25 protein-coding genes and 2 pseudogenes are annotated in these 24,785 nt (G+C 32.8%); 9 read left to right on the forward strand and 18 right to left on the reverse strand.

The features are described 5' to 3' along the window. Window positions 1-114: 114 nt before the first annotated feature. Window positions 115-1,179 carry a tetratricopeptide repeat protein gene (locus tag BUE22_RS02155; protein ID WP_042564114.1) on the forward strand — a complete coding sequence of 355 codons (1,065 nt, stop codon included), beginning with the start codon at window positions 115-117 and terminating at the stop codon, window positions 1,177-1,179. Window positions 1,180-1,307: 128 nt separating this feature from the next. On the opposite strand, the gene BUE22_RS02160 is transcribed toward BUE22_RS02155, so the two are convergent. Next, window positions 1,308-1,964, reverse strand: a complete 657-nt coding sequence (locus BUE22_RS02160; RefSeq protein ID WP_073393457.1) for an endonuclease III domain-containing protein — start codon at window positions 1,962-1,964, stop codon at window positions 1,308-1,310. 401 nt (window positions 1,965-2,365) lie between these two features. On the opposite strand from BUE22_RS02160, the gene bcp reads away from it, so the two are divergent. After that, window positions 2,366-2,818 carry a thioredoxin-dependent thiol peroxidase gene (bcp, locus tag BUE22_RS02165; RefSeq protein ID WP_073393459.1) on the forward strand — a complete coding sequence of 151 codons (453 nt, stop codon included), beginning with the start codon at window positions 2,366-2,368 and terminating at the stop codon, window positions 2,816-2,818. Between the two features lie 179 nt (window positions 2,819-2,997). Here the strand turns inward: bcp and BUE22_RS02170 are convergent, their stop codons facing one another. Next, entirely contained in the window at window positions 2,998-4,458 is a 1,461-nt protein-coding gene (locus BUE22_RS02170; protein ID WP_042564117.1) for a TonB-dependent receptor, read from the reverse strand. A 91-nt stretch (window positions 4,459-4,549) separates the two neighbouring features. Here BUE22_RS02170 and BUE22_RS02175 point away from each other — a divergent pair, with 91 nt between their 5' ends. The 3 genes from BUE22_RS02175 to BUE22_RS02185 are packed head-to-tail and all read left to right on the forward strand — an operon-like array spanning window position 4,550 to window position 6,298. Beyond that, window positions 4,550-5,314: an MBL fold metallo-hydrolase gene (locus tag BUE22_RS02175; RefSeq protein WP_073393461.1), complete on the forward strand. Its 765-nt coding sequence runs from the start codon at window positions 4,550-4,552 to the stop codon at window positions 5,312-5,314. A gap of 13 nt (window positions 5,315-5,327) precedes the next feature. Then, window positions 5,328-5,831, forward strand: coding sequence for a hypothetical protein (locus tag BUE22_RS02180; RefSeq protein WP_042564119.1), 504 nt, complete (start codon window positions 5,328-5,330; stop codon window positions 5,829-5,831). A gap of 44 nt (window positions 5,832-5,875) precedes the next feature. Next, window positions 5,876-6,298 carry a hypothetical protein gene (locus BUE22_RS02185; RefSeq protein ID WP_073393463.1) on the forward strand — a complete coding sequence of 141 codons (423 nt, stop codon included), beginning with the start codon at window positions 5,876-5,878 and terminating at the stop codon, window positions 6,296-6,298. A 52-nt stretch (window positions 6,299-6,350) separates the two neighbouring features. On the opposite strand, the gene BUE22_RS02190 is transcribed toward BUE22_RS02185, so the two are convergent. The 5 genes from BUE22_RS02190 to BUE22_RS02210 form a co-directional block, all read right to left on the reverse strand. After that, window positions 6,351-6,938 carry a hypothetical protein gene (locus BUE22_RS02190; RefSeq protein WP_073393465.1) on the reverse strand — a complete coding sequence of 196 codons (588 nt, stop codon included), beginning with the start codon at window positions 6,936-6,938 and terminating at the stop codon, window positions 6,351-6,353. A gap of 67 nt (window positions 6,939-7,005) precedes the next feature. Continuing rightward, complete coding sequence (locus tag BUE22_RS02195; RefSeq protein WP_073393468.1) at window positions 7,006-7,650, reverse strand: alpha/beta hydrolase; 645 nt, start codon at window positions 7,648-7,650, stop codon at window positions 7,006-7,008. A gap of 238 nt (window positions 7,651-7,888) precedes the next feature. Continuing rightward, entirely contained in the window at window positions 7,889-8,215 is a 327-nt protein-coding gene (locus BUE22_RS02200) for a hypothetical protein (protein ID WP_073393470.1), read from the reverse strand. Between the two features lie 5 nt (window positions 8,216-8,220). Further along, window positions 8,221-9,477, reverse strand: a complete 1,257-nt coding sequence (locus BUE22_RS02205; RefSeq protein ID WP_073393472.1) for a dihydroorotase — start codon at window positions 9,475-9,477, stop codon at window positions 8,221-8,223. Between the two features lie 130 nt (window positions 9,478-9,607). Beyond that, window positions 9,608-11,536 (reverse strand): vWA domain-containing protein, encoded by a 1,929-nt coding sequence (locus BUE22_RS02210; protein WP_073393474.1) that lies wholly within the window; start codon window positions 11,534-11,536, stop codon window positions 9,608-9,610. A gap of 293 nt (window positions 11,537-11,829) precedes the next feature. Here BUE22_RS02210 and BUE22_RS02215 point away from each other — a divergent pair, with 293 nt between their 5' ends. Then, complete coding sequence (locus tag BUE22_RS02215) at window positions 11,830-12,942, forward strand: lactonase family protein (protein ID WP_073393476.1); 1,113 nt, start codon at window positions 11,830-11,832, stop codon at window positions 12,940-12,942. 167 nt (window positions 12,943-13,109) lie between these two features. Here the strand turns inward: BUE22_RS02215 and BUE22_RS02220 are convergent, their stop codons facing one another. The 4 genes and pseudogenes from BUE22_RS02220 to BUE22_RS24050 all read right to left on the reverse strand — a co-directional run. Further along, a complete protein-coding gene (locus BUE22_RS02220) occupies window positions 13,110-14,462 on the reverse strand; it encodes a DEAD/DEAH box helicase (protein WP_042564127.1) in 1,353 nt (450 codons plus the stop codon). Between the two features lie 301 nt (window positions 14,463-14,763). After that, window positions 14,764-15,528 carry a TIGR02757 family protein gene (locus BUE22_RS02225; protein WP_073393478.1) on the reverse strand — a complete coding sequence of 255 codons (765 nt, stop codon included), beginning with the start codon at window positions 15,526-15,528 and terminating at the stop codon, window positions 14,764-14,766. A gap of 190 nt (window positions 15,529-15,718) precedes the next feature. After that, window positions 15,719-16,168: pseudogene (locus BUE22_RS24045) on the reverse strand (ABC transporter ATP-binding protein); the annotation flags it as partial. A 216-nt stretch (window positions 16,169-16,384) separates the two neighbouring features. After that, window positions 16,385-16,597 (reverse strand): annotated as a pseudogene (locus tag BUE22_RS24050) (ATP-binding cassette domain-containing protein); the annotation flags it as partial. Window positions 16,598-16,825: 228 nt separating this feature from the next. On the opposite strand from BUE22_RS24050, the gene BUE22_RS02235 reads away from it, so the two are divergent. After that, window positions 16,826-17,122, forward strand: coding sequence for a hypothetical protein (locus BUE22_RS02235; RefSeq protein WP_073393482.1), 297 nt, complete (start codon window positions 16,826-16,828; stop codon window positions 17,120-17,122). Here the strand turns inward: BUE22_RS02235 and BUE22_RS02240 are convergent. The 6 genes from BUE22_RS02240 to BUE22_RS02265 all read right to left on the reverse strand — a co-directional run bounded on the left by BUE22_RS02240 (window position 17,119) and on the right by BUE22_RS02265 (window position 22,148). Further along, window positions 17,119-17,421, reverse strand: a complete 303-nt coding sequence (locus tag BUE22_RS02240) for a DUF6787 family protein (RefSeq protein ID WP_042564131.1) — start codon at window positions 17,419-17,421, stop codon at window positions 17,119-17,121. The two genes, BUE22_RS02235 and BUE22_RS02240, sit on opposite strands and share 4 nt — an antisense overlap. Window positions 17,422-17,453: 32 nt before the next feature. Then, window positions 17,454-17,885 carry a DUF6146 family protein gene (locus BUE22_RS02245; RefSeq protein ID WP_073393484.1) on the reverse strand — a complete coding sequence of 144 codons (432 nt, stop codon included), beginning with the start codon at window positions 17,883-17,885 and terminating at the stop codon, window positions 17,454-17,456. A gap of 203 nt (window positions 17,886-18,088) precedes the next feature. Then, window positions 18,089-18,652 carry a DUF937 domain-containing protein gene (locus BUE22_RS02250; protein WP_073393486.1) on the reverse strand — a complete coding sequence of 188 codons (564 nt, stop codon included), beginning with the start codon at window positions 18,650-18,652 and terminating at the stop codon, window positions 18,089-18,091. A 105-nt stretch (window positions 18,653-18,757) separates the two neighbouring features. Next, complete coding sequence (locus BUE22_RS02255; protein WP_073393488.1) at window positions 18,758-19,708, reverse strand: D-2-hydroxyacid dehydrogenase; 951 nt, start codon at window positions 19,706-19,708, stop codon at window positions 18,758-18,760. 205 nt (window positions 19,709-19,913) lie between these two features. Then, complete coding sequence (gene serC, locus BUE22_RS02260; protein ID WP_073393490.1) at window positions 19,914-20,984, reverse strand: 3-phosphoserine/phosphohydroxythreonine transaminase; 1,071 nt, start codon at window positions 20,982-20,984, stop codon at window positions 19,914-19,916. Window positions 20,985-21,077: 93 nt separating this feature from the next. Next, the gene (locus tag BUE22_RS02265) at window positions 21,078-22,148 is read right to left on the reverse strand and encodes an acyl-CoA reductase (RefSeq protein ID WP_073393491.1); all 1,071 of its coding nucleotides are present in this window, start codon (window positions 22,146-22,148) and stop codon (window positions 21,078-21,080) included. A 135-nt stretch (window positions 22,149-22,283) separates the two neighbouring features. Here BUE22_RS02265 and BUE22_RS02270 point away from each other — a divergent pair, with 135 nt between their 5' ends. Both BUE22_RS02270 and BUE22_RS02275 read left to right on the forward strand, forming a co-directional pair. Then, complete coding sequence (locus tag BUE22_RS02270; protein ID WP_042564137.1) at window positions 22,284-22,634, forward strand: 4Fe-4S dicluster domain-containing protein; 351 nt, start codon at window positions 22,284-22,286, stop codon at window positions 22,632-22,634. A gap of 157 nt (window positions 22,635-22,791) precedes the next feature. Beyond that, window positions 22,792-23,964 (forward strand): hypothetical protein, encoded by a 1,173-nt coding sequence (locus BUE22_RS02275; protein WP_073393493.1) that lies wholly within the window; start codon window positions 22,792-22,794, stop codon window positions 23,962-23,964. Window positions 23,965-23,966: 2 nt separating this feature from the next. On the opposite strand, the gene BUE22_RS02280 is transcribed toward BUE22_RS02275, so the two are convergent. Then, window positions 23,967-24,713: a class I SAM-dependent DNA methyltransferase gene (locus BUE22_RS02280; RefSeq protein ID WP_042564139.1), complete on the reverse strand. Its 747-nt coding sequence runs from the start codon at window positions 24,711-24,713 to the stop codon at window positions 23,967-23,969. Window positions 24,714-24,785 lie beyond the last annotated feature (72 nt).

Genomic DNA, 24,785 nt, shown 5'->3' on the forward strand with positions numbered 1-24,785 from the left:
TTAAGCAAAAGATTTTTTTGCGTACTAATACTATAAGTGCTATTTGTCCCCAAAAGCGACTATAAATAACCACAATAGCCGTTCAAATCTATTTAACAACCAAACTAAAATGAAATGAAAAAGAAACTAAAAATATTATCAATTTTACTATTGATAAACTACGCAGCATTTGCGCAAAAAGAGGAAATCAAAGAAGCACAATCTTATTTTGATAAAGGAAAACCTGAAGAAGCTTGTGCGATTTTAAAAAAAGTAGAATACTTAGTAATTAATGCACCCGATGAGGTAAAATCCGATTTCTTTTTTACAAAAGGAAATGTTTATAAGGATTTGGCAACCAAAAACATAGATGCTGCAGCAAATTTCGCAATAGCTTCTGGTGCATATCAGGATGTACTTTTGTATGAAAATGATTCCCGCAATTACAAATACGCTTTTAAAGCAAATTTAGCTTTAAAAGAAATGAAGTCTAAACTTGTAGATGGAGCATACAATGATTTTAAAGCAGGAAAATACAAAGAAAGTGCAGATAAGAGTAACGAAGTTTACCAGTTTGATAAAAAAGATACACTAAACTTGCTTAATGCAGCTTCGGCTTCCTTAGCAGGCAAAGATTATTCTTCTGCAATTAAATATTATGAGAAACTAAAGAAAATAAATTATAGCGGAAAAGGGATAATGTTTTACGCTACCAATAAAAAAACAAAAGCAGAGGAATCTTTTATTTCCAGAAGCGCGAGAGAATCAAATATCGCTGCTGGTCTTTATGAAAAGCCAAGAGATGTTTGGCCACCTTCTAAAAAGGAAGAAATTTTAAACTCATTGGCATTTTCTTATATGGAAACAAAAGATTATACCAATGCCGAAAAATATTATGAAGAAGGAATACAGTTAAATCAAAACTGCATAGACTGTTATATCAACCTAGCTTATGTTAAAATCCAATTAAAGAGAGTATTAGTAGATCAGATGGCTTTACTTGGGAATAGTCCGCAGGAGATGAAAGAATACGATAAACTGGATGCTAAAAAAGATGAAATAGTACGAAGTGCCATTCCATATCTTAAAAAAGTATTAGTCATCGAACCAAAAAATGAAGACGCCTTTAAATCACTTTTAGGAATTTACAGATCACTCGATATGACGACAGAATATAACGCATTGAAAAGCAGTCAATAAAGATACAAACACGAATTTCACGAATTGGCACTAAATTACTAGTTTGTGAAATTAATTTCGCAAAGTAAGTTTAACAATTTAGATTTGTGCAAATTAGTGAAATTCGTGTTATAATATAGGTATCACTTTTAGATTTTCTTTTTAAGAGCTTCTTCTATTACCGATTTTTTGCCAATTGTTCTCGTAATAATATCTTTCTCTAAACTCCAGCCTCTTGCAGGCGAATATTCACGTCCATACCAAATAATTTGCAAATGCAAATCGTTCCATGTTTCTTTAGGAAATAATCGTTTAGCATCTTTTTCAGTCTGAACCACGTTTTTTCCATTCGAAAGATTCCATCTGTACATCAATCTGTGAATGTGCGTATCAACCGGAAAAGCAGGAACTCCAAAAGCCTGAGACATTACCACACTTGCTGTTTTGTGTCCAACAGCCGGTAAAGATTCCAGAGCCTCAAAACTCTGCGGAACCTCACCATTATATTTATCAATCAAAATTTCAGATAAACCATGAATTCCTTTCGATTTCATAGGTGATAATCCACACGGACGAATAATTTCCTTAATTTCTTCCACCGACATTTTCACCATATCATACGGATTGTCAGCCTTGGCAAAAAGCAAAGGCGTAATCTGATTTACACGAACATCGGTACATTGTGCAGATAACAAAACAGCAATAAGTAAAGTATAAGGATCTTTATGATCTAGTGGAACAGGTATAGTAGGGTAGAGTTCTTTTAACGTATTTATAACAAATTGTACGCGGGCTTCTTTATTCATTTCCGTATTTTTATTGATGTAAAAATAGCATAATTTTCATGATGTGCCTAATCCAGCTTTCCGTTACAACTCCTCATTGTCAAAGTAACATTTTTAAGCATTAACAAGAGCTTCTTCCAGTCGCTTTCTTAATGCAAAAAATGTAAACTTTCACAATTCCGGGGTTTTCACTTCAATCTGGGGCATGATAATTATAAATTATAAATTATGAATTATGAATTATGAATTATGAATTATGAATTGCAAGTTATAAGTTATCAATGGAAGATATTGAGCCCAATCTATAATCTTGACTCTTTATTCTATGTTCTAAAAAAATCTGAAATAGAAAATATTGAGCCCAATCTATAATCTTGGCTCTTTATTCTATATTCTAAAAAAAAAATCTAAAATAAAAAAATATGACAACATTAAAAGCAGGCGATAAAGCACCAAATTTCTCAGGAACAGATCAGGACGGAAAAACACATAAGCTGGCAGATTATGCCGGAAAAAAGTTAGTAGTTTTCTTTTATCCAAAAGCAAGTACGCCGGGATGTACCACAGAAGCCTGTGATTTAAGAGATAATTTTGAGCGTTTTAAAGCCAATAATTATGAACTTTTAGGAGTAAGTGCCGATAGTGCAAAAGCACAATTAAAATTCAAAGAGAAATATGAATTTCCTTTTCCATTATTAGCAGACGAGGACAAGTCTGTAATCAATGCTTTTGGTGTTTGGGGGCCAAAGAAATTCATGGGAAAAGAATATGACGGAATCCATAGAACGACTTTCGTAATCGATGAAAAAGGAATTATCGATGAGGTAATTTCCCAGGTAAAAACAAAAGAACACGCAGCGCAGATTTTGAAATAGGATATTTTGTTTCAGGTTTCACGTTAAACGTAACAATTGTCAGGCAAAGACAAAAAATCCGCGTTAATCTGCGTTTTCGCAACGCGAATCCGCGTCATCTGCGTTCAAACAAGATTGCAGTAAAACCTGAAACAAAAAATCAAAAAAAATCCCCGAAGAAATTTCTTCGGGGATTTTTTTTAAGCGTTTTGTTCCAGTTCCTTTTCCGGATGATATCCAAAAAGGTGGTGTTCCTTTATAATTTCCGGAATACCGGCAGGAAGCATATGTTCCCAGCCTGTTTTTCCCTGATTGATCATTTTTAAAACTTCGCGAGAGAAAACCTCCAGATTATTTGGGTCATAATTAGCGATATCCACTACTTTTCCGTTGAATTTAAAGAATTTATACAATTCTTTCATTCTTGGATGTACTTTTAAGTTGCTTGAATTCATCAATACACCATTTTCATCCAGCATTGGGTATAAGAAAACTTTCATATCGCGGTAAAATAATTTCCCGAAAGCTTCCAGAATTCCTCCACTTAAATGACGATAATATTTCTCATCAAAAATATCAACAAGGTTGTTAACTCCCATTGCCAATCCCATTCTCGCTTTGGTATAATTAGCAAAATATTCAACCACTTTATAATATTCCTGAAAATTTGATATCATTACAGTTTGACCAAGTGAACAAAGCAATTCGGCTCTGTCCATAAAATCGCGTTCATCAATTTCACCATCCGAACGTAAATTGGAAAGTGTAATTTCGAAAACCACTAAAGTATTGTCTTTTTCAACCTTATTTTCTTCGAGAAACATATTTAATGATTTCTCGTACATATCCATATTTACTTTCGTAACCGGACGGAAACTTCCTCTTAAAGCAAGTAAGTTCTTTTTGTATAAAATCGCAGCAGGCAGAATATTTTTTCCTTCAGGGTTAAACATTACTGCATCAGTCATTCCGTTTTTAACAAGCTGTAAACTCATCAAACGGTTGTCAACATCAGCAAAACGTGGTCCAGAGAAGTTAATAGTATCTATTTCAAGCTGGTCTTTATCTAAGTGATCGTATAAATAACGAAGTAATCGTTTAGGGTCATTGTATTTGTAAAAAGCACCATAAATTAAGTTTACACCTAAAATTCCTAGTGTTTCCTGTTGTAGTCTGGCGTCAGTTTCCTTAAAACGAATGTGCAGGATAATTTCGTTGTAAGCTTCGTCCGGTTCAATTTGGTAACGAATTCCAACCCAGCCGTGACCTTTAAATTGCTTGGCAAAATCTATTGTGGCAACCGTATTGGCATAACTAAAGAAAAGTTTATTAGGGTGTTTTTCGCGGCTCAAACGTTCTTCAATCAATTCACCTTCAAAGGTCAACATTTTTTTAAGTCGGTTTTCTGTCACGTAGCGTCCGTCGCCTTCAATACCGTAAACGGCATCACTAAAATCTTTATCATAGGCAGACATTGCTTTTGCAATAGTTCCCGATGAACCTCCGGATCTAAAAAAATGCCTAACCGTTTCTTGTCCAGCACCAATTTCAGCAAATGTTCCGTAAATATTCTCGTTTAAATTAATGCGTAACGCTTTGTCTTTTATAGAAGGAATCTGTTCGATGACCTTGTCACCTTTGAGTTTTATTTCTGTACCCATTTTATTTTAAATAGATTTGTTACAAAGTTAGCAAATTAGGCTTCTAATGAAAGAGAAATAATCCCTATTTTTGTAAAAAAAACAAGTTCAATTGAAGATCTATTTTTTAGGTACCGGTACTTCTCAAGGTATTCCAATTATTGGAATCGATCATCCTGTTTGTAAAAGCACTGATGCTAAGGACAAAAGGCTCCGCGTATCCATCTGGATTACGTGGGATAATCATTCGTATGTCATAGATTGCGGGCCCGATTTCAGGCAGCAAATGCTTTCTTGCGGCTGTAGGCATATCGATGCAATTTTATTCACGCACGAACACGCAGATCACACGGCAGGTTTGGATGATATTCGTCCGTTTAATTTTAGACAAGGCGAAATTCCGGTTTACGCGCATCAACGTGTAATTGATAATCTAAAACGCCGTTTTGATTATGTTTTCGAAACCGTAAATAAATATCCCGGTGCGCCAAGCGTAAAAACCATCGAAGTTGTAAATGACAAACCTTTTGCTGTTGGCAATAAAATGGCAATTCCCGTAAATGTAATGCACGGTGAATTACAGGTTTTTGGCTACCGAATCGATGATTTTGCTTATTTGACAGATGTAAAAACGATTCATGAAACTGAGATTAAAAAACTGCAGAATTTAAAAGTTTTGGTCGTAAACGCCTTGCGTGTAGAACCTCATGACACACACTTTAATTTACAGGAAGCGCTTGATTTTATCAATCTGGTTAAGCCTGAAGTTGCTTATTTAACGCATATTAGCCACGTTTTAGGATTTCACGAAGAAGTACAAAAACAATTGCCTAAAAACGTTTTCCTGGCTTACGACAATTTAGAAATTACAATTTAATTATACCTACAAAATGAAAAAATCCTTAATGCTTTACCTTTTTATCCTTGCGATATTAATGAATATTTTTACTTACATGTTTTATAGCCGAGAAGTAAAATTTGGTGAAGAGAGATATGAGAAAACTACAAAAAAGCTTAGAGATAGTATCAATTTGGTTTCAGGTCAATTAGCCGAGGCGGATTATTTTTCCCTGTCTCATAATGAAAATGCGCAAAATTATTTTGACAACAGCGCTTCTGGCGGGAAAGTAATTTTATACGAAAAATTAATTCCAATTGTAACCGAAAAATTATTAGACCTAAATTCCAATCCAAAAGGGAATCCTTATACAGGACAGGATATGATTGATGGCAAGAAGTTTATCATCAACAAAGTCAAAATCTTAAATCACAGATGGATTATCGTTGATTTTAGTAACGGAGAATTGTGGGGAGAAGCTCTGTTGAAATACTTTGTTAACGATGACGAAAGCATTTCTTTCGAAACAAATCAATCACTTTTATATCAAAAATAAGAAAGATTTTTCCTATTTTTGTGTTTAATCAATAAATAGGAAAAATGAAAAAAGTATTTTTATTTTCAGTTATTATAGGTCTTTCATTTTCTTGTGCCAAAAAAGTATCTCAAGAAAATAAAACAGAAACAAAACCCGAAAAAGTGATGGTTGGTGGTGATGTTGACAGCCACGGTTGTAAAGCTTCGGCAGGCTATACTTGGTCTATTGTTAAAAACAAATGTATTCGAATTTTTGAAGGCACAAAATTATCTCACACCGAAGAAAACGGAAAAACATATACAACAGCTGCCTACGTAGTTTTTGAAGGCAACAAAGCAGAACTTTTTTTAGATACTCAAAAAGAATCGATCATTTTAGAAAGAAAATCTGAAGGTGATTCGTGGGTAAATGGTGATTTACAATTAATTCCCTGGAAAGGTTATGTTTTGAAAAAAGCGGGGAAGATAATTTATACAGGACAATAAAGTTTACAGTCGCAGTTTTTAGTCTCAGTTATTGGGCTGAAAATTGCGACTTTTACAAAATCTGATGTGTCATAAAAATGATCGCATAAATCCAAAAATTATAAAGGATTGTAAAACTGAATCCGTACAAAGCGCTGTTTATAAAATTGCCTCTGCATTTTGAGGATTTTTTAAAAACAAGTCTCATTGCTCTAAAAAAAATCCAATAAAGCATTGCTGTAAAAGTCAATATAGAGATCCATAAAACTGCTCCAAAAGCCCATAATAAATAGCTGATTATAAAAGCCACGATAAACCACAAAATAAGGCTAACGATAATTCCTAAAATACTATCACTAGATTCTGCAACAGAAGAACAGTCGCCTTCCATTAGAGAATTTTTTAGAAAATCAATTTTTTTATGATCAAAACGATCTGTTATTTCGCCTAAATTATCTTTTATTTTTACTCCGTTATACAATCCAATTGATATAAATAAAAAGAAGGCTAAAGATAAAATTGTAGTTGATAGTAATGAGTTTTCAAAAAGTGATCTATGATTTCCAAAACCAAAAATCCATACAGATATAATCGTTAAGCTTATGACAATAAGAGTAATTATAAAAATGTTTCGGGAATTGAGAATTTTATAATTACTCATATATTAAGAAGGTAAATTTACTTTTATCAACAACTATAACTGAAAACTGAAACTGGGACTGAAAACTTTAAGAAGCCAGCCAATTCTTAAAATCAAAGAAATTCTGAGGCGCAACTCCGTGGCCAACAGGATATTCTTTATAAGTAACCGGGATATTTAATTTTTCCAGAATTGCAGGAGTTTTTCTCGCCCAGTCAATTTGAATAACCTGATCTACAGTTCCGTGTGAAGCGAATATTTTTAAGTTTTTAAAGTCGTTTTTCTCAAAACCTTCTTTGATAATTTCTTCATTAAAATAACCGCTCATTGCTACCACTCGCTGCACTTTTTCCGGATAAGAAAGCGCAACAGAATAACTCAAAATAGAACCCTGACTAAAACCAACCAACGTTACATTATTAGCATCAATTGGATAATTGGTAACCAATTCATCAATAAATTTTGCGATTACATCACGAGATGTTTTCGCTTGTTCGTTATCCGAAAATTTATTCTGATCAGCATCAAAATTAATTGCGTACCAGGCATAAGCTCCGTATTGTAAATCATAAGGTGCTCTTGCTGAAATGATATAATAATGATCTGGAAGTTCTGTAGCAAACGAAAACAAATCGGCTTCGTTGCTGCCATATCCGTGTAATAAAAGTAAAACAGGATTTTTATCTAAAATTACTTTTGGTTCTTGTATTTTATATTCTAAAGATAGATTCATTTCTTTGGAAGTTATGAGTTATAAGTTTTGAGTTATGAGATTCCTTTAAAGTTGATATAGTGTAAAATAAAATCAGTTTTTATCTGCGTTTTTGCTTGCAAATCCGCGTCATCCGTGTTCAAATTAATACGCTAACAAAAACAGATTCGCTAAAGCGAAAACGCGGATTTTAACGGATTTCTTTTTAAAAACTTGATATTTATTGGGATTTGGAATTTTAAAAATTGGAATTTAAACATTATCTAATCGATTTAAACCACTTTTGAAATATAGTTCCAACTAAAGGAATCGGTCTCATCTGTCCCTGAATAGCACTGAAAATTCCGTAAGTCCATAAAATAGAAATACAAATCCACATTGGGAAAGTGATAAAAAAGCTGTCAAAATTACTGATTATAGCTCCGAAAGAAATAAACGTAAGCGATAAACCTAAAGCCTGACGAATATGAAAAGAAGCAAAACTATTTTTATTTTCAGAGTTCATGGACATTGCAATTAAAACTCCAATAATTAAAATATAACTGGTAATTGCGATTGATTTTCCCTCTTCGATTGAATTATTCATTGTAATTATTTTGTGATAACAAGTTGGTTTTGATTTAAAATCCCGTAGACAGAACCTTTAATTTCAGTTCCTAAAAAAGCAGAATTTTTAGATTTTGAAAGAATATTTTCTTTCGTAAAAGTTGATGTTCCTTCCGGAGTAAAGAAAGTAAAATTAGCTTTTGAACCTTCGGCAATTGAAGTATTTTCAAGACCAAAAACTGTTTTCCCTAAAGTTAATTTTTCAATTACAGTTTCAAGTGGTAAAACGGTTAATAAAGCTCCAAAAGCACTTTCTAAACCAATTGTTCCATTTTTGGCTGTATCAAATTCCATTTTTTTGAATTCAATATCAATTGGATTATGATCTGAAGTAATCATGTCGATAGTTCCGTCTAAAACAGCATTTATAAGTGCTTTTCTATCAGCTTCGGTTCTTAAAGGCGGAGTTACTTTAAAACGAGTATCAAAGCCTTCTAATTTTTCATCTGTAAGAACCAAGTGATGCACAGCGACGCTGCAAGTTACTTGTAAACCTTTTGCTTTAGCTGCTTTAATTAATGCTACTGATTTTGCTGTAGAAATGGTTGGAATATGAAGTTTTCCTCCGGTATATTCTAATAAAAACAAGTTTCTTGAAATTTGCAGTTCTTCGGCTAAATTCGGAATTCCTTTCAAGCCCAATTTTGTAGAAACAATTCCTTCATTCGCAACTCCGTTTCCTTTTATATTTGGATCTTGAGAATAAGTGATTACTAAACCATCAAAATCCTGAACATATTGCAAAGCGATTTTTAGCAAATTGGCATTATCAATACTTTTATTATAATCTCCAAAAGCAATCGCTCCGGATTTTTTCATGTCAAATAATTCCGCCATATCTTTTCCTTCACTCGCTTTGGTCAAAGCACCAATTGGATAAAGTTCTGTAGCAAAACCATTCGCTTTATTTTTTACAAAATTTACCTGTGATTGATTATCGATAACAGGGAAGGAGTTGGGCTGTAATGCAACAGCTGTAAAACCACTTTTTGCCGCAACGTTCAATCCGTTTGCAATAGTTTCTCTGTCTTCGTAACCTGGTTCTCCAAACGAAACGCTGCTGTCAAACCAACCTTGAGAAATATGCAGATTGTCGAATTTTACTTCGGTTGAATCATCAATATCAAGAATCGAAGTTCCTATTTTTTCAATTAAACCATCTGAAATTAAAAGATCAACGGTCTGATTATGAAACGGACTTTCTGAATCTATAATTTTGGCGCTTCTGATGATTATTTTCATATGTAGATTTTTTTTATTCAAACATTAAATGTTTTTATTTCTACCATTAAGGAATTAAGTTAGATTAAGAAGTACTAAACTTTATTATCTTAATCTCTTAATGGTTCAAAAAAAAGTAAAACGTTATGTTTTACTTTACAAATTTGATGATCGCCATTTCTAATGCTAAAAATAACAGTGCAAAGATAACAAACCATTTCCAAATTTGGCTGTCAGTTCGCTCAGTTTGTAGCGTGTTAAAAATGGTCGAAAGAGTATCTGCAGTTTTAAAATCTGAAACTACGTTTGTATTTACCTGATTTAAATCGCTTTCACTTCTTTTATAATTAAAACTCAGGTTTTCGACTGATTCTTTTTTATCAAAAACGCTATAATTTCCCGAAGTTTCAGGGAAATCATTGAATGTTAGTTTGACTTTATTATTCAATATTTGCTGAATCGGAATAAACGAATCATCATTTCCTTTTACTTCTAAAATGGCGTCTTTGCTCAATAAAACATCAACAAAATAAGGCTGATTATTGCCAATCGTTAAAGCATTTACACCCGTTTTTTGATTATTTTGTCCCATTTTATAAAAAAGCGGAACAATTAAAGGTGATTGCTGAAAATTTGAATTGGTTGTATTTATAGGTGCCGAAAAAACAGTAATTCCCGCAACCGGATTTTGAATCATCGTTACAAATACGCTTTGATCTTCATAAGATAAAACAGCGGGATACGCACTTGAAATATCAAATGATTTACTTGTTTTCGGATATTGAAAATTAGTAATTTTATTTTCGAAAACGCCTGAAAACAAGGGATGATCAAAGTTGATTTTGGTGATTAATTTGTCTTTGTTTTCAAGGTTTTTAAACAGAATTTTTCCAAAATTGCCTAAAAAAGTATTCAGGTTTGAAATGGAACTTTTCTCAGCAGGAATCACAACCAGATTTCCACCTTTTGAAACAAAGGCCTTCAAAGTGGTTTGCAAAGCCTGAGGAACTTCAATTAATTCGTTCAGAATAATAGTGTTTTGTTTTTCTAAACTATTATAATCTAAACTGCTGATCGAATAATTGCTGTAATAAAATTCGGCAGAAGTATAAATTCTGGATAAGAAATTACTTTTTTCAGGTTCGCCAATGCTAATCACATTTGTTTTTTTAGCTTTTGAAATGCTGAAATAAAGTTTGTTGTCATAAGTGAGACCATTATCTTCAATGGTAACATATCCGTGAAAAGCTTCTTTTGGGATCGTAAAATTGATTTTCTTTTTCTTCGAATCAAAATTGATTATCGTTTTGGCAATCAATTTTTTCTGATTGTACAATGCCATCGAAATAGGTTTGAAATCTTCACCGTAAGCAGATAAATTAATACCGATTTCGTAGAAATTTTCTAAAGTCTGATTGATGAAAACACTGTCAATCGAAACGTTGTTTTTTTGTTCGGCTTCCGGAATTATGAAATACGGCTTTTCTTCGGTATCAATATTTTTTACATCTTTTTCTGCTAAACCAACAGCGTCTGTAATAATAACAATGTCTTTTTTATGCGCCGATTTATGTGCTTTTATTTTCGCCATTATTGACGAAAGTTCAAAAGGTGTTGCGCTGTATTTTAAGTTTTGTAAAGAATTTTTAGAGGCTTTAATATCTGTATTCCAAAAATTTTCGGTGTTTGTTAACAGCGAAAATTGGGTAGTTTCGGGCGTGTTTTCCAATAATTCCTGAACGGCACGTTTTAATAATTCCCCTTTTTTGCCTTTTGCCTGCATACTAAACGAATTGTCTAAAACAATATACATTTCGTTTGTTGCATTTTTGCTGTCTTTGGCTTCAAAAAATGGCTGTGCGAAGGCTAAAATTACACATGTAAGTAACAATAAACGTGTCGCTAATAATAGTCTTTTTTTGATTTTAGAACTTTTTCGTGTTTGTACGGCAAGTTCTTTAAGGAAACGGACGTTTGTAAAAAAAGAGGTTTTAAAACGTCGTAATTGAAACAAATGAACCAAAATAGGAACAATCAATAAAAAGAGAAAGTATAGAATTTCGGGCTGTTTAAAGTGCATTCTGGCTTTGATTTACTTCGCTACGTTTTGTTTTTCGCGGAGATATTGGTCAAAAATACAAATTTTTAGTTAAACCTTACAGGGATATTTTTTAAACCATATAAGTAATATAAGATATCATAAGTAAAGCTTCATTATGAGTCAATTAAATGAACTTATATATCTTATATGGTAGAAAAGAACAAATTCCAGTTTGAAAAATGTAACTTTTGGAATTTCATTTGTAACAAAAAAGAAACTTTGTAATAAGAATATTCAGTATTTTAGCTAATTCAAAAAACTATAAAAAAACTATGAAAAGATTGTATATTTTGCTTTTTTCAATTTTAGCTTTTACGAATATGGAAGCACAAAACAAATTTAATTTATTGGTAGGAACCTATACCAATACTTGCGATAGTAAAGGAATTTACGTTTACGATTTTGATGCTAATTCAGGAGATTTTAAATTAAAAAATTCTACAGAAAAAGTGGTAAGTCCGAGCTATTTATCAGTTTCTGCAAATAATAAATTTATATATGCGGTAAACGAAAACGGGACTCAAAGTTCGGTAAGTGCATTTGGTTACGATTCAAAAACCGGTAAACTTAAATTATTGAATACAAATGCTTCATTAGGAGCAGATCCTTGTCATTTAATTAATGATGATAAAAATGTAATTATTGCTAATTATTCCGGCGGAAGTATTGCTGTTTTTAAAAAGAATGCTGATGGCAGTATAACAGAAGCACAGCAATTAATTCAGCATGAAGGAAAAGGACCAAATGCAGCGCGTCAGGAAAAAGCGCACGTGCATATGGTAGTTTTTTCTCCGGATAAACAATTTGTTTTATCGAATGATTTAGGACAAGACAAGGTTTTTATTTACAAATACAATGCAGCTTCAAAACATGAAATTCTGACTTTAAAAGGAACTGTTGATGTAAAAGCAGGAAGCGGGCCAAGACATTTAACGTTTAGCAAAGACGGAAAGTTTGTTTATCTGGTTCAGGAATTGGATGGCACTTTGACAACTTTTAGTTATGATAAAACCGGAAATCTAAAACTAATTGCCGAAACTAGTATTCTTGCAAAAGGTTTTACCGGAGGAACGGGTGCTGCAGCAATAAAAATTTCACCTGACGGAAAATTTTTGTACGTAACGGATCGTGTTGACGCTAACAATATTTCGGTTTATAAAATTTTTAAAAACGGAAGTATTGAATTGGTTGAACAACAAAGCACTTTGGGAAAAGGGCCAAGAGATTTTGCAATTGATCCTACAGGAAATTTCCTTTTAGTTGGACATCAATACACAAACGATATTATCATTTTTAAAAGAGATAAAATCACAGGTAAACTTAAAAATACCGGGAAAAAGATTGAATTGTGTTCTCCGGTAGGATTGATTTTTACGAAGATATAATTTTTAAGATGCTAAGGTTCTAAGTTACTAAGAATCTAAGTTTTTATATAGACAAAAGTTTATAATTAAAAAAAGCCCAAAAGATGTGAGATAAATTCTTATCACCTTTTGGGCTTTTTTTAATCTTAGAATCTTAGTAACTTAGAACCTTAGTATCTTTAAAGAAACTATTTGTCCTTATCTTTTCTTTTCTTGTCTCTCGTTTTCAACATGTTTCTGTTAACAGATCCGTGAGTTTTCTTTTTGGTTTTTGAAGGCCCGCCAAGATTTACTTTTTTATTCTTTTTCGCTTTATCATGAAAAGCACCGTCACCATCCAGTTTTACTTTTTTCATTAAAAACTTGATCGGCTGTTTGTCTTTTTCAGGTTCGATTAATTTGGCTGAAATTTCGACTTCTTCAGGAAATTCTGCTATTTCAAGTTCCTGATTCATTAAAACTTCCACTTCCACTTTAAATTCTTCTTCACGAGGCGTGATAAAACTAATTGCGGTTCCTGTTGCATCTGCACGACCTGTACGACCAATTCTGTGCATATATAATTCAGGAAATTCCGGAAGTTCAAAGTTGATAACGTGAGAGATATTCGAAATATCCAAACCTCTCGCCATAATATCAGTTGTAATTAATCCGCGAAGATTTCCTTCCTGAAATTCTGCCATTGTACTCAAACGATAATTTTGAGATTTATTAGAGTGGATTACCCCAAATTGTCCTTCAAAATGTTCTTCTATTCGGGTATGAAGCATGTCTGAAATCTTTTTATTATTAACGAAAACCAAAACACGTTCCATGTTTTCGTTTGTTTCTAATAAATGCTTTAACAGGTTAACTTTTGTATTAAAATTAGGAACGTTATAAGTAATCTGAGTAATATTTTCAAGCGGAGTTCCTGAAGCAGCAAGTGTAACTTCTTCCGGAAAATCAAAAAAGTCATTCAAAACAGCGTCAACTTCATCCGTCATAGTTGCAGAGAATAAAATGTTCTGACGTTTGGTTTTCATCATCGCCAAAAGTGCTGTCAATTGCGTACGGAAACCTAAATTTAGCATTTCGTCAAACTCGTCAATAACTAATTTTTGAGTTTCATCAAAACGAACTACAGCATCAAGAGCTAAATCCATCATTCTACCCGGAGTTCCAACTAAAACGTCAACTCCTTCATAAACAGCTTTTTTTTGTGTATTGATGTTTACACCACCAAAAATACCAAGTGTTTTAACCGACATATATTTGGTTAATTTCTCGATTTCATCTACAACCTGAACTACTAATTCACGGGTTGGAACCAGAATTACAATTTTTGGCGTATTGGTTGGGGTAAATTTGTATAATTTTAAAAGAGGCAATAAATATGCAAATGTTTTACCGGTTCCGGTTTGCGCAATTCCCATCATATCGCGACCTGACATAATCACAGAAAAGGATTTTTCCTGAATAGGAGTTGGCGTAACAAATCCTAATTCGTCGATTGCTTTTTGTACTGATTTTGGAAGATTGAATTTTTCGAAAGTGCTCATTTACATTAAATTTTGTGCAAATGTACGTTAAATTCGTGGTTTTTTGTTAGATTTCTGTTATTGATAGCAATGTACACATTGGAACGTATCGTTTGAACACAAATATTATAAATGAATTTTAAACACGAATTCACAAATTTGCACAAATTTCAATGGTTAATTTGTTTGTTATGTTTTCGATTTTTGGGTGTCACCCTGAGCGAAGTCGAAGGGCGCTCCAATTGGAATCGGGCTTCTCCCGAAGTTTCGGGACGCTCAGCCTGACATTAGGAACGCTAACTCAGTAAATAATTTATCCAAATTAAAACCCTTCAAAAACGCCTAAACCAAATAACGCAAAATCATATTTTACCGGATCTGCAGCGTCCATTTTGCGGAGTTGCAAATCCAATTCTGCCAATGCTTTTCCGTCGTTTTGCTTTCGCGAAAGTATTCCAAGTTTGCGGGCTACGTTGCCGGAATGAACGTCTAGCGGACAAGATAATGCGGCTGGCGAAATGGTTTTCCAAATTCCTAAATCTACTCCTTTTGTATCCTGACGAACCATCCAGCGCAAATACATGTTGATTCTTTTTGCTGCGGAATTATTTAAGGGATCTGAAATGTGTTTTTGTGTTCTTGGCAAATGATCAATTTCAAAGAATATTTTCTTGAATTCGCTGATGCTTTTCTGCAAACTGTCTTTTTCCTGATTTTTGGCGAAAACAGTTTCAAGACCGCCGTGATTTTTATAAATGTGCTGTAAACCTTTTATAAATCCACTAAAATCTTTTCCGTTGAAGGTGCGATGTACAAAATTTTCCAGACGTTCCAGGTCGTTTTCAGAGTGTGACATAATGAAATCATAAGGTGTATTACCCATTAATTCCATCATTTGATGTGAATTTTTGATAATCATTTTGCGGTTCCCCCAAGCAATTGTTGCGCTTAAAAAACCGGCAATTTCAATATCTTCTTTCTGCGAAAATAAATGCGGAATCTGTACAGGATCACTTTCGATAAAATCCTGATTATTATATTGAATGACTTTTTCGTCAAGAAATTCTTTGAGTTCTTTTTGGTTCATGTTGAAATGAATGTTCTTATGTATTCGAATGCCCTAGCCTTGATGGGAACTACATGCTGGACAAAATATTATAAATCAATTTTTAAACACGAATTTCACTAATTTACACAAATTTCAATGGTTAACTTAGTTTGTGAAATTAATTTCACGAACTAATTAGTGGCAATTAGTGAAATTCGTGTTTGCTTTTCTAATTACTAATCTGTCCGTCGACCATTACGAGTTTTCTATCGGCCATATTGGCCAATTCTTCGTTGTGGGTTACGATTACAAAGGTTTGCCCAAATTCGTCGCGAAGCTGAAAAAATAACTGATGTAAATTTTCGGCAGATTGTGTGTCGAGATTTCCGGAAGGTTCATCGGCAAAAATAACATCTGGTTTGTTGATTAAAGCTCTTGCTACGGCAACTCTTTGTTGTTCTCCGCCCGAAAGTTCGTTTGGCTTGTGATTGATTCTATGTGATAAACCTAAATATTCCAACAGTTTTTTTGCTTCTTTTTCAGCTTCTGCTTTTGATTTATTGGCCATAAAAGCAGGAATACAAACATTTTCTAAAGCTGTGAATTCAGGTAATAATTGATGAAACTGAAAGATAAAACCAAGATTTAAATTTCTGAAATTGGATAAGGTTTTGTCTTTTTTGCTTTTCTTTTTGAAATATCGGGTGTAATAAATTATCATGGAAATAATAGGTAATAACAGAATACCAGCTGTCATTAACCTTAAATTATCATCGTAGATTTTAGCTCTTAAAAACAAAAAACAAACGATCAGAATTATAACGTAAATGAAACCAGTCCAGGTAATAATCTTGAATATTTTTTCTTCTTTTGAATTGTCAGTTTCTACATCTTGTAATTTTAATACATTCTCGCCGTTGATACTTAATGATGATTCTGTATTTATTTCGGGTTTATCTAAGGTTCCTAAAATTTGCAATAAAGTAGTTTTTCCGGCACCGGAAGCACCAACAATCGAAACAATTTCTCCTTTTTTAATATGTAAATCAACTCCTTTTAAAACTTCGAGTTTATCGTAGAATTTATGTATGTTTTTTGCGTGTATCATTTTGAAACTGTTTCTACAAAGAAACAAAGATTATGATTAGAATCAAATTCTTAAATTTAAATTCCAAAGTTTAAAAATTCCAAATTCCAATTCTTAATCTAAAATCTACAATTAAAAAAACTTGGCTTGAAAATTGAAGAAGTGGTAATTAAGAAAAAATATAGCGGTTAAAAATAAATTTACTTAGTGAATTATTTTTAAATTCGATTAATCTCTAAATAAAACAAAATGCAGGATTTGAATGTTACGAATGACGAAAGAATGAGAAAACTTCTTTTAGGGCTTCTTTTTGATGGTATCGGAATGATTTCCTTTTCAATTCCGGTACTTGGTGAATTTTCAGATGTAATCTGGGCGCCAATTGCGGCTTTTATTATGAGCAGAATGTACAAGGGAAGAGTAGGGAAGGTTGCCGGTTTTTTGACTTTTGTTGAAGAAATAATTCCGTTTACAGATATAATTCCATCATTTACAATTACGTGGATTTACACTTATTTTTTTCAGAACACTAACAAAGATGCTTAGTCTTTAAATAAAAATCCCAATCCCATACTTTTAAGCATTCTTTTTTCGAAAGCCCAAAAGAAACGAAATTGTCCAAAAACAGTTCCGATAGCAACCAATAAAACCTGATAAATTGGGAAAATAATAATTAGCCTAATTAAAGTAAACCAACCTCCAAAATCTTCTTTTGTAATGCCTAACCATACACAAAAAGGTTTAGACAACCATGCAGATGCCGATCCGGTGATGGCAAAAACAATAAATATGATGACCAATTGAAAATTTGAGGTGATGCCCCAACGTTGCTTTAATTTATTCATTTTTATTAGTAATGATTACAAATATAGCAACATTATCTTGATGGTACATATCCCCAAAGCTTTTGTTTGTAAGTATTTTGAAAATAAATCATGTAGTTGTAAATTAGATAATTTACCTCGTAACCGTACTTAATAGTCGGGTTGTAATTAATGCTCATTTCATACAAGTCAGGATTGTAGCGTTGTGGCTGTAAAACCCTGTTATTCCATTCTGTAACATACAAATTGTTCTTGTTTTCCAGATAAGACAGGGAATGATAATTTCTAGGAAAAGCTCTCGAAGCCAGCCAGGTACTAAATCCGTTATCAATAATTATTACTTCATATTCGAGAGAATCATTTGCAATTCTAACGGTATCATTTACGGCAACATTTTGTTTTACTGCATTGTCAACCGTCTTCTGAGACGTTGAACATGCAATAATCGTAAACAAAACAATTAATATGTAAATGCAGTTTTTCATAGCTTAAATTTACGGATTTTTTTTAAGATGCTAAGGTTCTGAGATACTAAGATCCTAAGTTTTTTAAAATGGCGCTAAGATTCTAAGTTTTTCCTTAGTTTATAAAAAAAGCTGTTTACTTAAATGTAAACAGCTTGCATTATTTTTTTTTCGACAAAGATTTTAAAAATCTCAGAACCTTAGCATCTTAGCAACTTAAAAAATTATTTACTCTTAAAAAGTCGCCCAATAAATCCCGAAATTCCACCTTTGCTTTGTGTTACTACCAAAACATCGGCAACATCAACTTTTCCGTCTGCGTTTTGATCTAAGCCAAATTGCATTCCGTATTTAGAAATTGTATCCATGATGCTTGACGCTTGCCCACTATTTCCTGAAATTGCACTGATGATATCCGAAATTTGAAAACCACTATCATTTGGGTCTTTTGCTTTATTTACTAAAGAATTTAAAACTTGTGGAATCATACTTGCCGCAACACCGGAAGAAGCTTCACTGCTTAAACCAAATTTTTGGCCCAGACTTCCTGATAATTGTTGCGTAATTTGCTGAACAATCGGGTTAGAACTGTCTATTGATGATTTTCCACTAAACAGACCAGCTAATTGTTCTGCACCACCTTCTGAAGCAATTTTTTGCAATCCTGCAAAAATAGAATTACTTGTTTCATTTACAACGGCCTCGTTGTGTTCATTTGGGACTGCATTGTTTTTTACAATGGCATCACCTCCGTATTGTTGTACTAACTGCGTTAATTGTTCAAACATGATATTTAAAGTTTAAAATTACACAACAAAATTAATAAAAAAGAAAGGGATTTACTACAAAAAAAAGTAGTAAATCCCTCTAAAGTTAATCTTTTTATTTTATAATTAGCTCAACAAAGAAATAATTTGTGAGGCTAATTCAGTTCCAATTCTGTCTTGTGCTTCTCCTGTTGCAGCACCAATGTGTGGAGTCAACGAAATTTTAGTATGCATTAAGATTGCCATTTCTGGTTTTGGCTCGCTTTCAAAAACGTCTAAACCAGCAAAAGCAACTTTTCCTGAATCTAAAGCTTTTACTAAAGCAACTTCATCAATAACACCACCACGAGCACAGTTTACGATTCCAACACCGTCTTTCATGATTGCTAATTCTTTCTCTCCAATGATGTAACCATCCTGAGCAGGAACGTGTAATGTAATGAAATCAGCTTCTTTAAACAGTGATTCTAATGATTGAGATTCGATTGTTGTAGTGATAGACTGACCATCAAAAAACTCAACTTTGATATCTACTTTAGGAATAAAACTATCTGCTGCGATAACTTTCATACCTAAACCAAGTGCCATTTTTGCAGTAGCCTGACCAATACGGCCAATACCAACAATTCCAAGTGTTTTTCCTCTTAATTCAACTCCGTTTGCGTACGCTTTTTTCAAACCGTCAAAGTTTGAATCTCCTTCAAGAGGCATATTTCTGTTAGAATCATGTAAAAAACGAACACCAGAAAACAAGTGTCCAAATACCAACTCAGCAACAGATTCCGATGAAGAAGCCGGTGTATTAATTACGTGAATTCCTTTACTTTTTGCATATTCAACATCGATATTATCCATACCAACACCACCACGACCAATAATTTTTAATCCTGGGCAAGCGTCAATAATATCTTTACGAACTTTGGTTGCACTACGAACCAAAACAACGTCTACATTATTTTCATTAACAAAATTAGCCACTTGTTCCTGAGCTACTTTTGTAGTTATAACTTCAAATCCACCTTTTTCTAAAGCCAGAATTCCACTTTTAGAAATTCCATCATTCGCTAATACTTTCATTTTAGTTTATGTGTTTATTTGGTTAATCGTTAAATCGTAAGATTCGTTAATTAACATATGTGATATTTTTTTCTTTTTGTTTAGGAGCTAATCCCGCTATCCGTTGCAATCTTTTATTTTTTTAAAGAAAAAAAATAAAAGGATTTCCACTTCTATCGGGGCTAAAAATCCCGTATTCATTACAAATTTTCGTGTAAACTGAAAATTAAACTTTAGATTCCAATGCTTTCATTACATCTACTAAAACCTGAACACTTTCGATAGGCATAGCATTGTAAATAGAAGCTCTGTAACCACCCACAGAACGGTGTCCCGGTAATCCTGAAATTCCTGCGGCTTTCCATAAAGCGTCAAAAGTTTCTGTGTGATCAGCGTTGTTTAGCAAGAAAGTAACATTCATTTTAGAACGATCTTCTACTGCTGCAGCACCTTTAAATAATGGGTTTCTGTCAATTTCAGTATAAAGTAAATCTGCTTTTGCATCGTTTAATTTTTCAACAGCAGCAATTCCGCCTTTTTCCTTAATCCATTGTAAGGTCAATAAAGAAACATAAACAGCAAAAACCGGAGGTGTATTGTACATACTTTCTCCTTTAATATGTTTAGCATAATCTAACATACTAGGAATTGTTCTTCCGTTTTTCTCTAAGATTTCTTCTTTAATAACCACAAGAGTAGTTCCTGCAGGCCCCATATTTTTTTGAGCTCCGGCGTAGATTAAATCAAATTTAGAGAAATCCAAATTGCGTGAAAATATATCAGAACTCATATCGCAAACAACAGGTACGTTTGTTGCTGGAAATTCTTTCATTTGAGTTCCAAAAATGGTATTGTTACTTGTACAGTGAAAATAATCAGCATCACTTGGTATTGTGTATCCTTTTGGAATATGGTTGTAATTTTCTTCTTTTGAAGAAGCTACAACAACAGTTTCTCCAAAATATTTAGCTTCTTTTATAGCAGCTGTTGCCCATGTTCCTGAATCTAAATACGCGGCTTTCCCGTTTTCTTTCATTAAATTATAGGGAGCCATTAAGAATGCTGTACTTGCGCCACCTTGTAAAAATAATGCCTGATATCCTTTTCCCTGAAGTCCTAAAAGTTCTAAAGCAAGGGAGCGAGCTTCTTCCATTACTGCAACGAAATCTTTGCTTCGGTGCGAAATTTCCAGAATAGAAAGTCCTGAATCATTAAAATTTAATATTGCTTTTGATGCCTTCTCAAAAACTTCTTGAGGTAAGATACTTGGTCCTGCGCTGTAGTTGTGTTTTTTCATGGTTGTTGTTAATAGTCGGAAATTTTAAAGATGCAAATTTCGGCAATAGGAGCTGAAAAAGCGATAAATTATTCGAAATAATTAAACATTTTTTTACTTTGTTGTTAACAAAAACGTTATAGTATCAACGTTATCTGCATAATCCCACAATTGAGGATTTTGTGTTTCTCCGAAGGGAATACTATTTTTAATTAAATCGTTGCTTACGATGCATTGAATTTGTTCGGAATCAGTTGTAAGACGACTTTGCAGATCTTCGATGTTTTCGTAAAATTCATAAAAAACACTGGAAATAGGTGAGGCGTAACTCAAATCTTCTTTTAAAGTAAGAAAACCATTGTCCAGTAATTTAAAATTACTCATTAAAAATACGGCTTTGTTATAATCGTAATTATTTGCATATTTTTCGTAGTGAATAACGTCCTGATATTTAAAAATAGCCTGAAAAAAAGCATCAAATGAATAGCCTTTCGGAACAAAAAGTTTAGAAACATTACGACATCCCAAGCCAAAATACCTGAAAATATCTTCGCCCAGCGCTTCTAATTGTTCATGTGTTTCATTTCCGTTTAAAACAGCAGCCGAATTTCTGTTTTTTCGAATGATTGAAGGTTTATCTTTAAAATAATATTCAAAATATCTGGCTGTATTATTGCTTCCGGTGGCGATTACGGTATCAAAATTTTCCAGTTTTCCTTCCACGAAAGTGATCTTTTCTTTTAAACTTTCATCAACAGCAATCAAATATTTGGCTAGAAAAGGCAATAAGTGCTGATCGTTTGAAGAAGTTTTGATCAAAGTTTTATTTCCGGTAATTAAAACGGAAAGAAAATCATGAAAACCTACCAATGGAATATTTCCGGCTAAAATTAGCGCTACTGTTTTTTCGTTTTTGTCATCCTGAGTGTCAAAGGAATATGCCGAAAGCCATTTATCTATATTTTCTTCGGTCAGCGCATCTGCCCATGATTTTATTGCAAAGTACACTTGTTCAGGTGTATACCATCCATTATGAGATTGTGATAAATAGATCAGCTTTTCGAAATCATCAAAAAATAAATCGTTATGCAGAACATCCGATTTTTTAATTGTATCGTTTTCAGAAAATTGTTTCAGAAATTTTCCTAATTCAACAAAAATACTTTTTTTTGTTTCTAATGTCATAATGTTTGTTTATGAAGAGTTTTGATTGTAATTTTGCACAAAAATAAGCTATATTAAGTTATAAGACAAAGCAGAATAAAATCTTCACATTATTATTTCTCAACTTGTAACTTTTAACTCATAACCAAGAAAAAAATGGCAATAATTATAACTGACGAATGCATCAATTGTGGGGCTTGCGAACCAGAATGCCCAAATACAGCAATTTATGAAGGTGCCGATGATTGGAGATATAAAGATGGAACGAGTCTTAAAGGAAAAGTAATTTTACCAGACGGAACTGAGGTTGACGCAGATGATGCTCAAACGCCAATTTCTGACGAAGTGTATTATATTGTTCCGGGAAAATGTACAGAATGTAAAGGGTTTCATGATGAGCCTCAATGTGCTGCTGTATGTCCTGTAGATTGTTGTGTACCAGATGATAACCACGTAGAAGATGAAGAAACCTTGTTGAATAGACAAGCGTTTTTACACGGTGAATAATATCTTTAATCTAATTTAAAGATCAAAAAATCCTGAACTTGGCTGTTCAGGATTTTTTTATTTACGAAATATAAGTTTTTTATTATTTTTACACTGTATTATGCTATTTATAATGATTTATTTTGTTAATTTGATGGCAATATTTAAATAATTGCCTATGAGAGGACTGCTGCTTTTATTTGTTATTTTCGTTAATACTGCCATTTTTGCTCAAAAAGTGGAGTATTCTATTGTCGTAAAAGATATTGAAACACAATTACCAATAGAAAATGCAACTGTGTTAATTATGAAAACGAAACAAACTTTAATAAGTAATCAGGACGGAAAGGTAACTTTTGAATTGGAAGGTGCATCTAATGTTCAGGTTTCGGAGACCAATTACGAGAAAGTGACACTTCGTTGGGGATCTTTAAAACCGGATTTATTTGTTGTTTATCTTAAAAATAACAACAACAACAATAAATTAGAAGAAATTGTAGTATCCAAAGAAAAGCCAGAAAAAAACCTTCAAAGAATTGTTTCTAATTCCAGGCAGAAATTGGCCAATGCTTACCGATTAAAAGTCTATGTAAGAGAGTTTTTTATGCTGGATAATAAATATTCTTATTATAATGACGGATTGGTTAATTTTCAATTTGATGGCGATCAAAAGAAATCAACAACAACCTTATTAGTAGAGCAAAACAGATCTTATGGATTGCTGGAAAATGATGTTTCTGCCGATTTAATTGGATATAATTTGAATAATATTATGGAGAATTATTCAAATTTAAAATATTTTGATCCTCTTTTAGATTCAAAAACAAAGAAAGAATATGAGTTTACAACAACAGGACATCCAAATAATAAGGATTATTATATAATGTCTGTAACGCCGTTGGATAAATCTAAAAAGGCACTGGATACTTTTGAAATTATTTACGATCCGACAAAAAAGTTAATTGTAGAATTCACTATTATTATAAAGCCTGGTGATCTTGCTCAAATAGAAGAACAAACAAAAGTAGGTTCAAAGAATGTTACCAGATCACAGGTTAAAGTAACGTACAGAATTGATGATGAGGATTATTATTTACTAAGCTCAAATGAAGAAATTGCGTATGATCTTATTTTAAAAGATCAGGTTAAAAAAAACATTCAGGTTCGAAATAACTTTATCACAACAAATTTTAACAGACAAAACTTTACTTATAAAGAAAGCGATGTTTTTAAGGAGAAAACACTTTTTAATAAGCAGAACAAAATCCTGACCAAGTATTGGGATTTATCTGGGTTTACAGCTACTGAAGAAGAAAAAGGAATTATAAATTCATTAGAATTTAAACTTTAATTTTATTTTCTTTTTTTTGCAACAATTACAAAAGTATCGTAAGCGTATGTTTTGCGGTCAATAGTTTTGATTATGTCAAAATTATTCAGGTATAAAAACAGCTGTATCTCATTAAGAGTAAAAACGCGAACGGTCGAAAAATCATTTTCTATAATTTCCTTTTTGCCATCCACCAAAGTGTAATATTGAGCAGTCCATTCGAGCATAAAATTTTCTAAGGAATTATTTGTATCCCAATGACTTTCTCTGATATAATTGACGTTTTCGTATTTGGCTTCGTGCGTAATAATTGGGTTTTCTTTGGTAAAAGGAATAAACCTGTTGGCGTCTATAAAATCAAAAATGATAACACCGTCATCATTCAGGTTTTTATGCAGCGAATCAAAAGTCCTGTTCATGTCATTATTTGTAATGAGATAACTTGTAGATCTTCCTGTAATTAAAATAGCATCTACAGGATTTTCAAGTTTAAAATCACGCATGTCGCCCTGAGTAAAAGAGCAATTTGAATTTCGTTGTCTGGCTATTGCAATCATATCATCACTATAATCCAAACCCTGATAATTTTGATTATTTTGGTCGAACCTTTTTGCAAGATTTCCGGTTCCGCTTCCAATTTCAAGAATGCTTGAAGCTTTGTTTTCCTGAATTAGCTTGTTGTAAAAAGCATATTCTTCATCATAATCAACAAAAGTCTGGTACATCGCATCGTATATCGCTGCCATTTTTCCATCATATAAATTTGCCATAATTTGAAAATTTTAATATAAAAATATAAAAAAGGGCTGTCATAACGACAACCCTTTAGCGTTATTAACTAA

This window comes from Flavobacterium pectinovorum, assembly GCF_900142715.1.
GTDB lineage: Bacteria > Bacteroidota > Bacteroidia > Flavobacteriales > Flavobacteriaceae > Flavobacterium > Flavobacterium pectinovorum.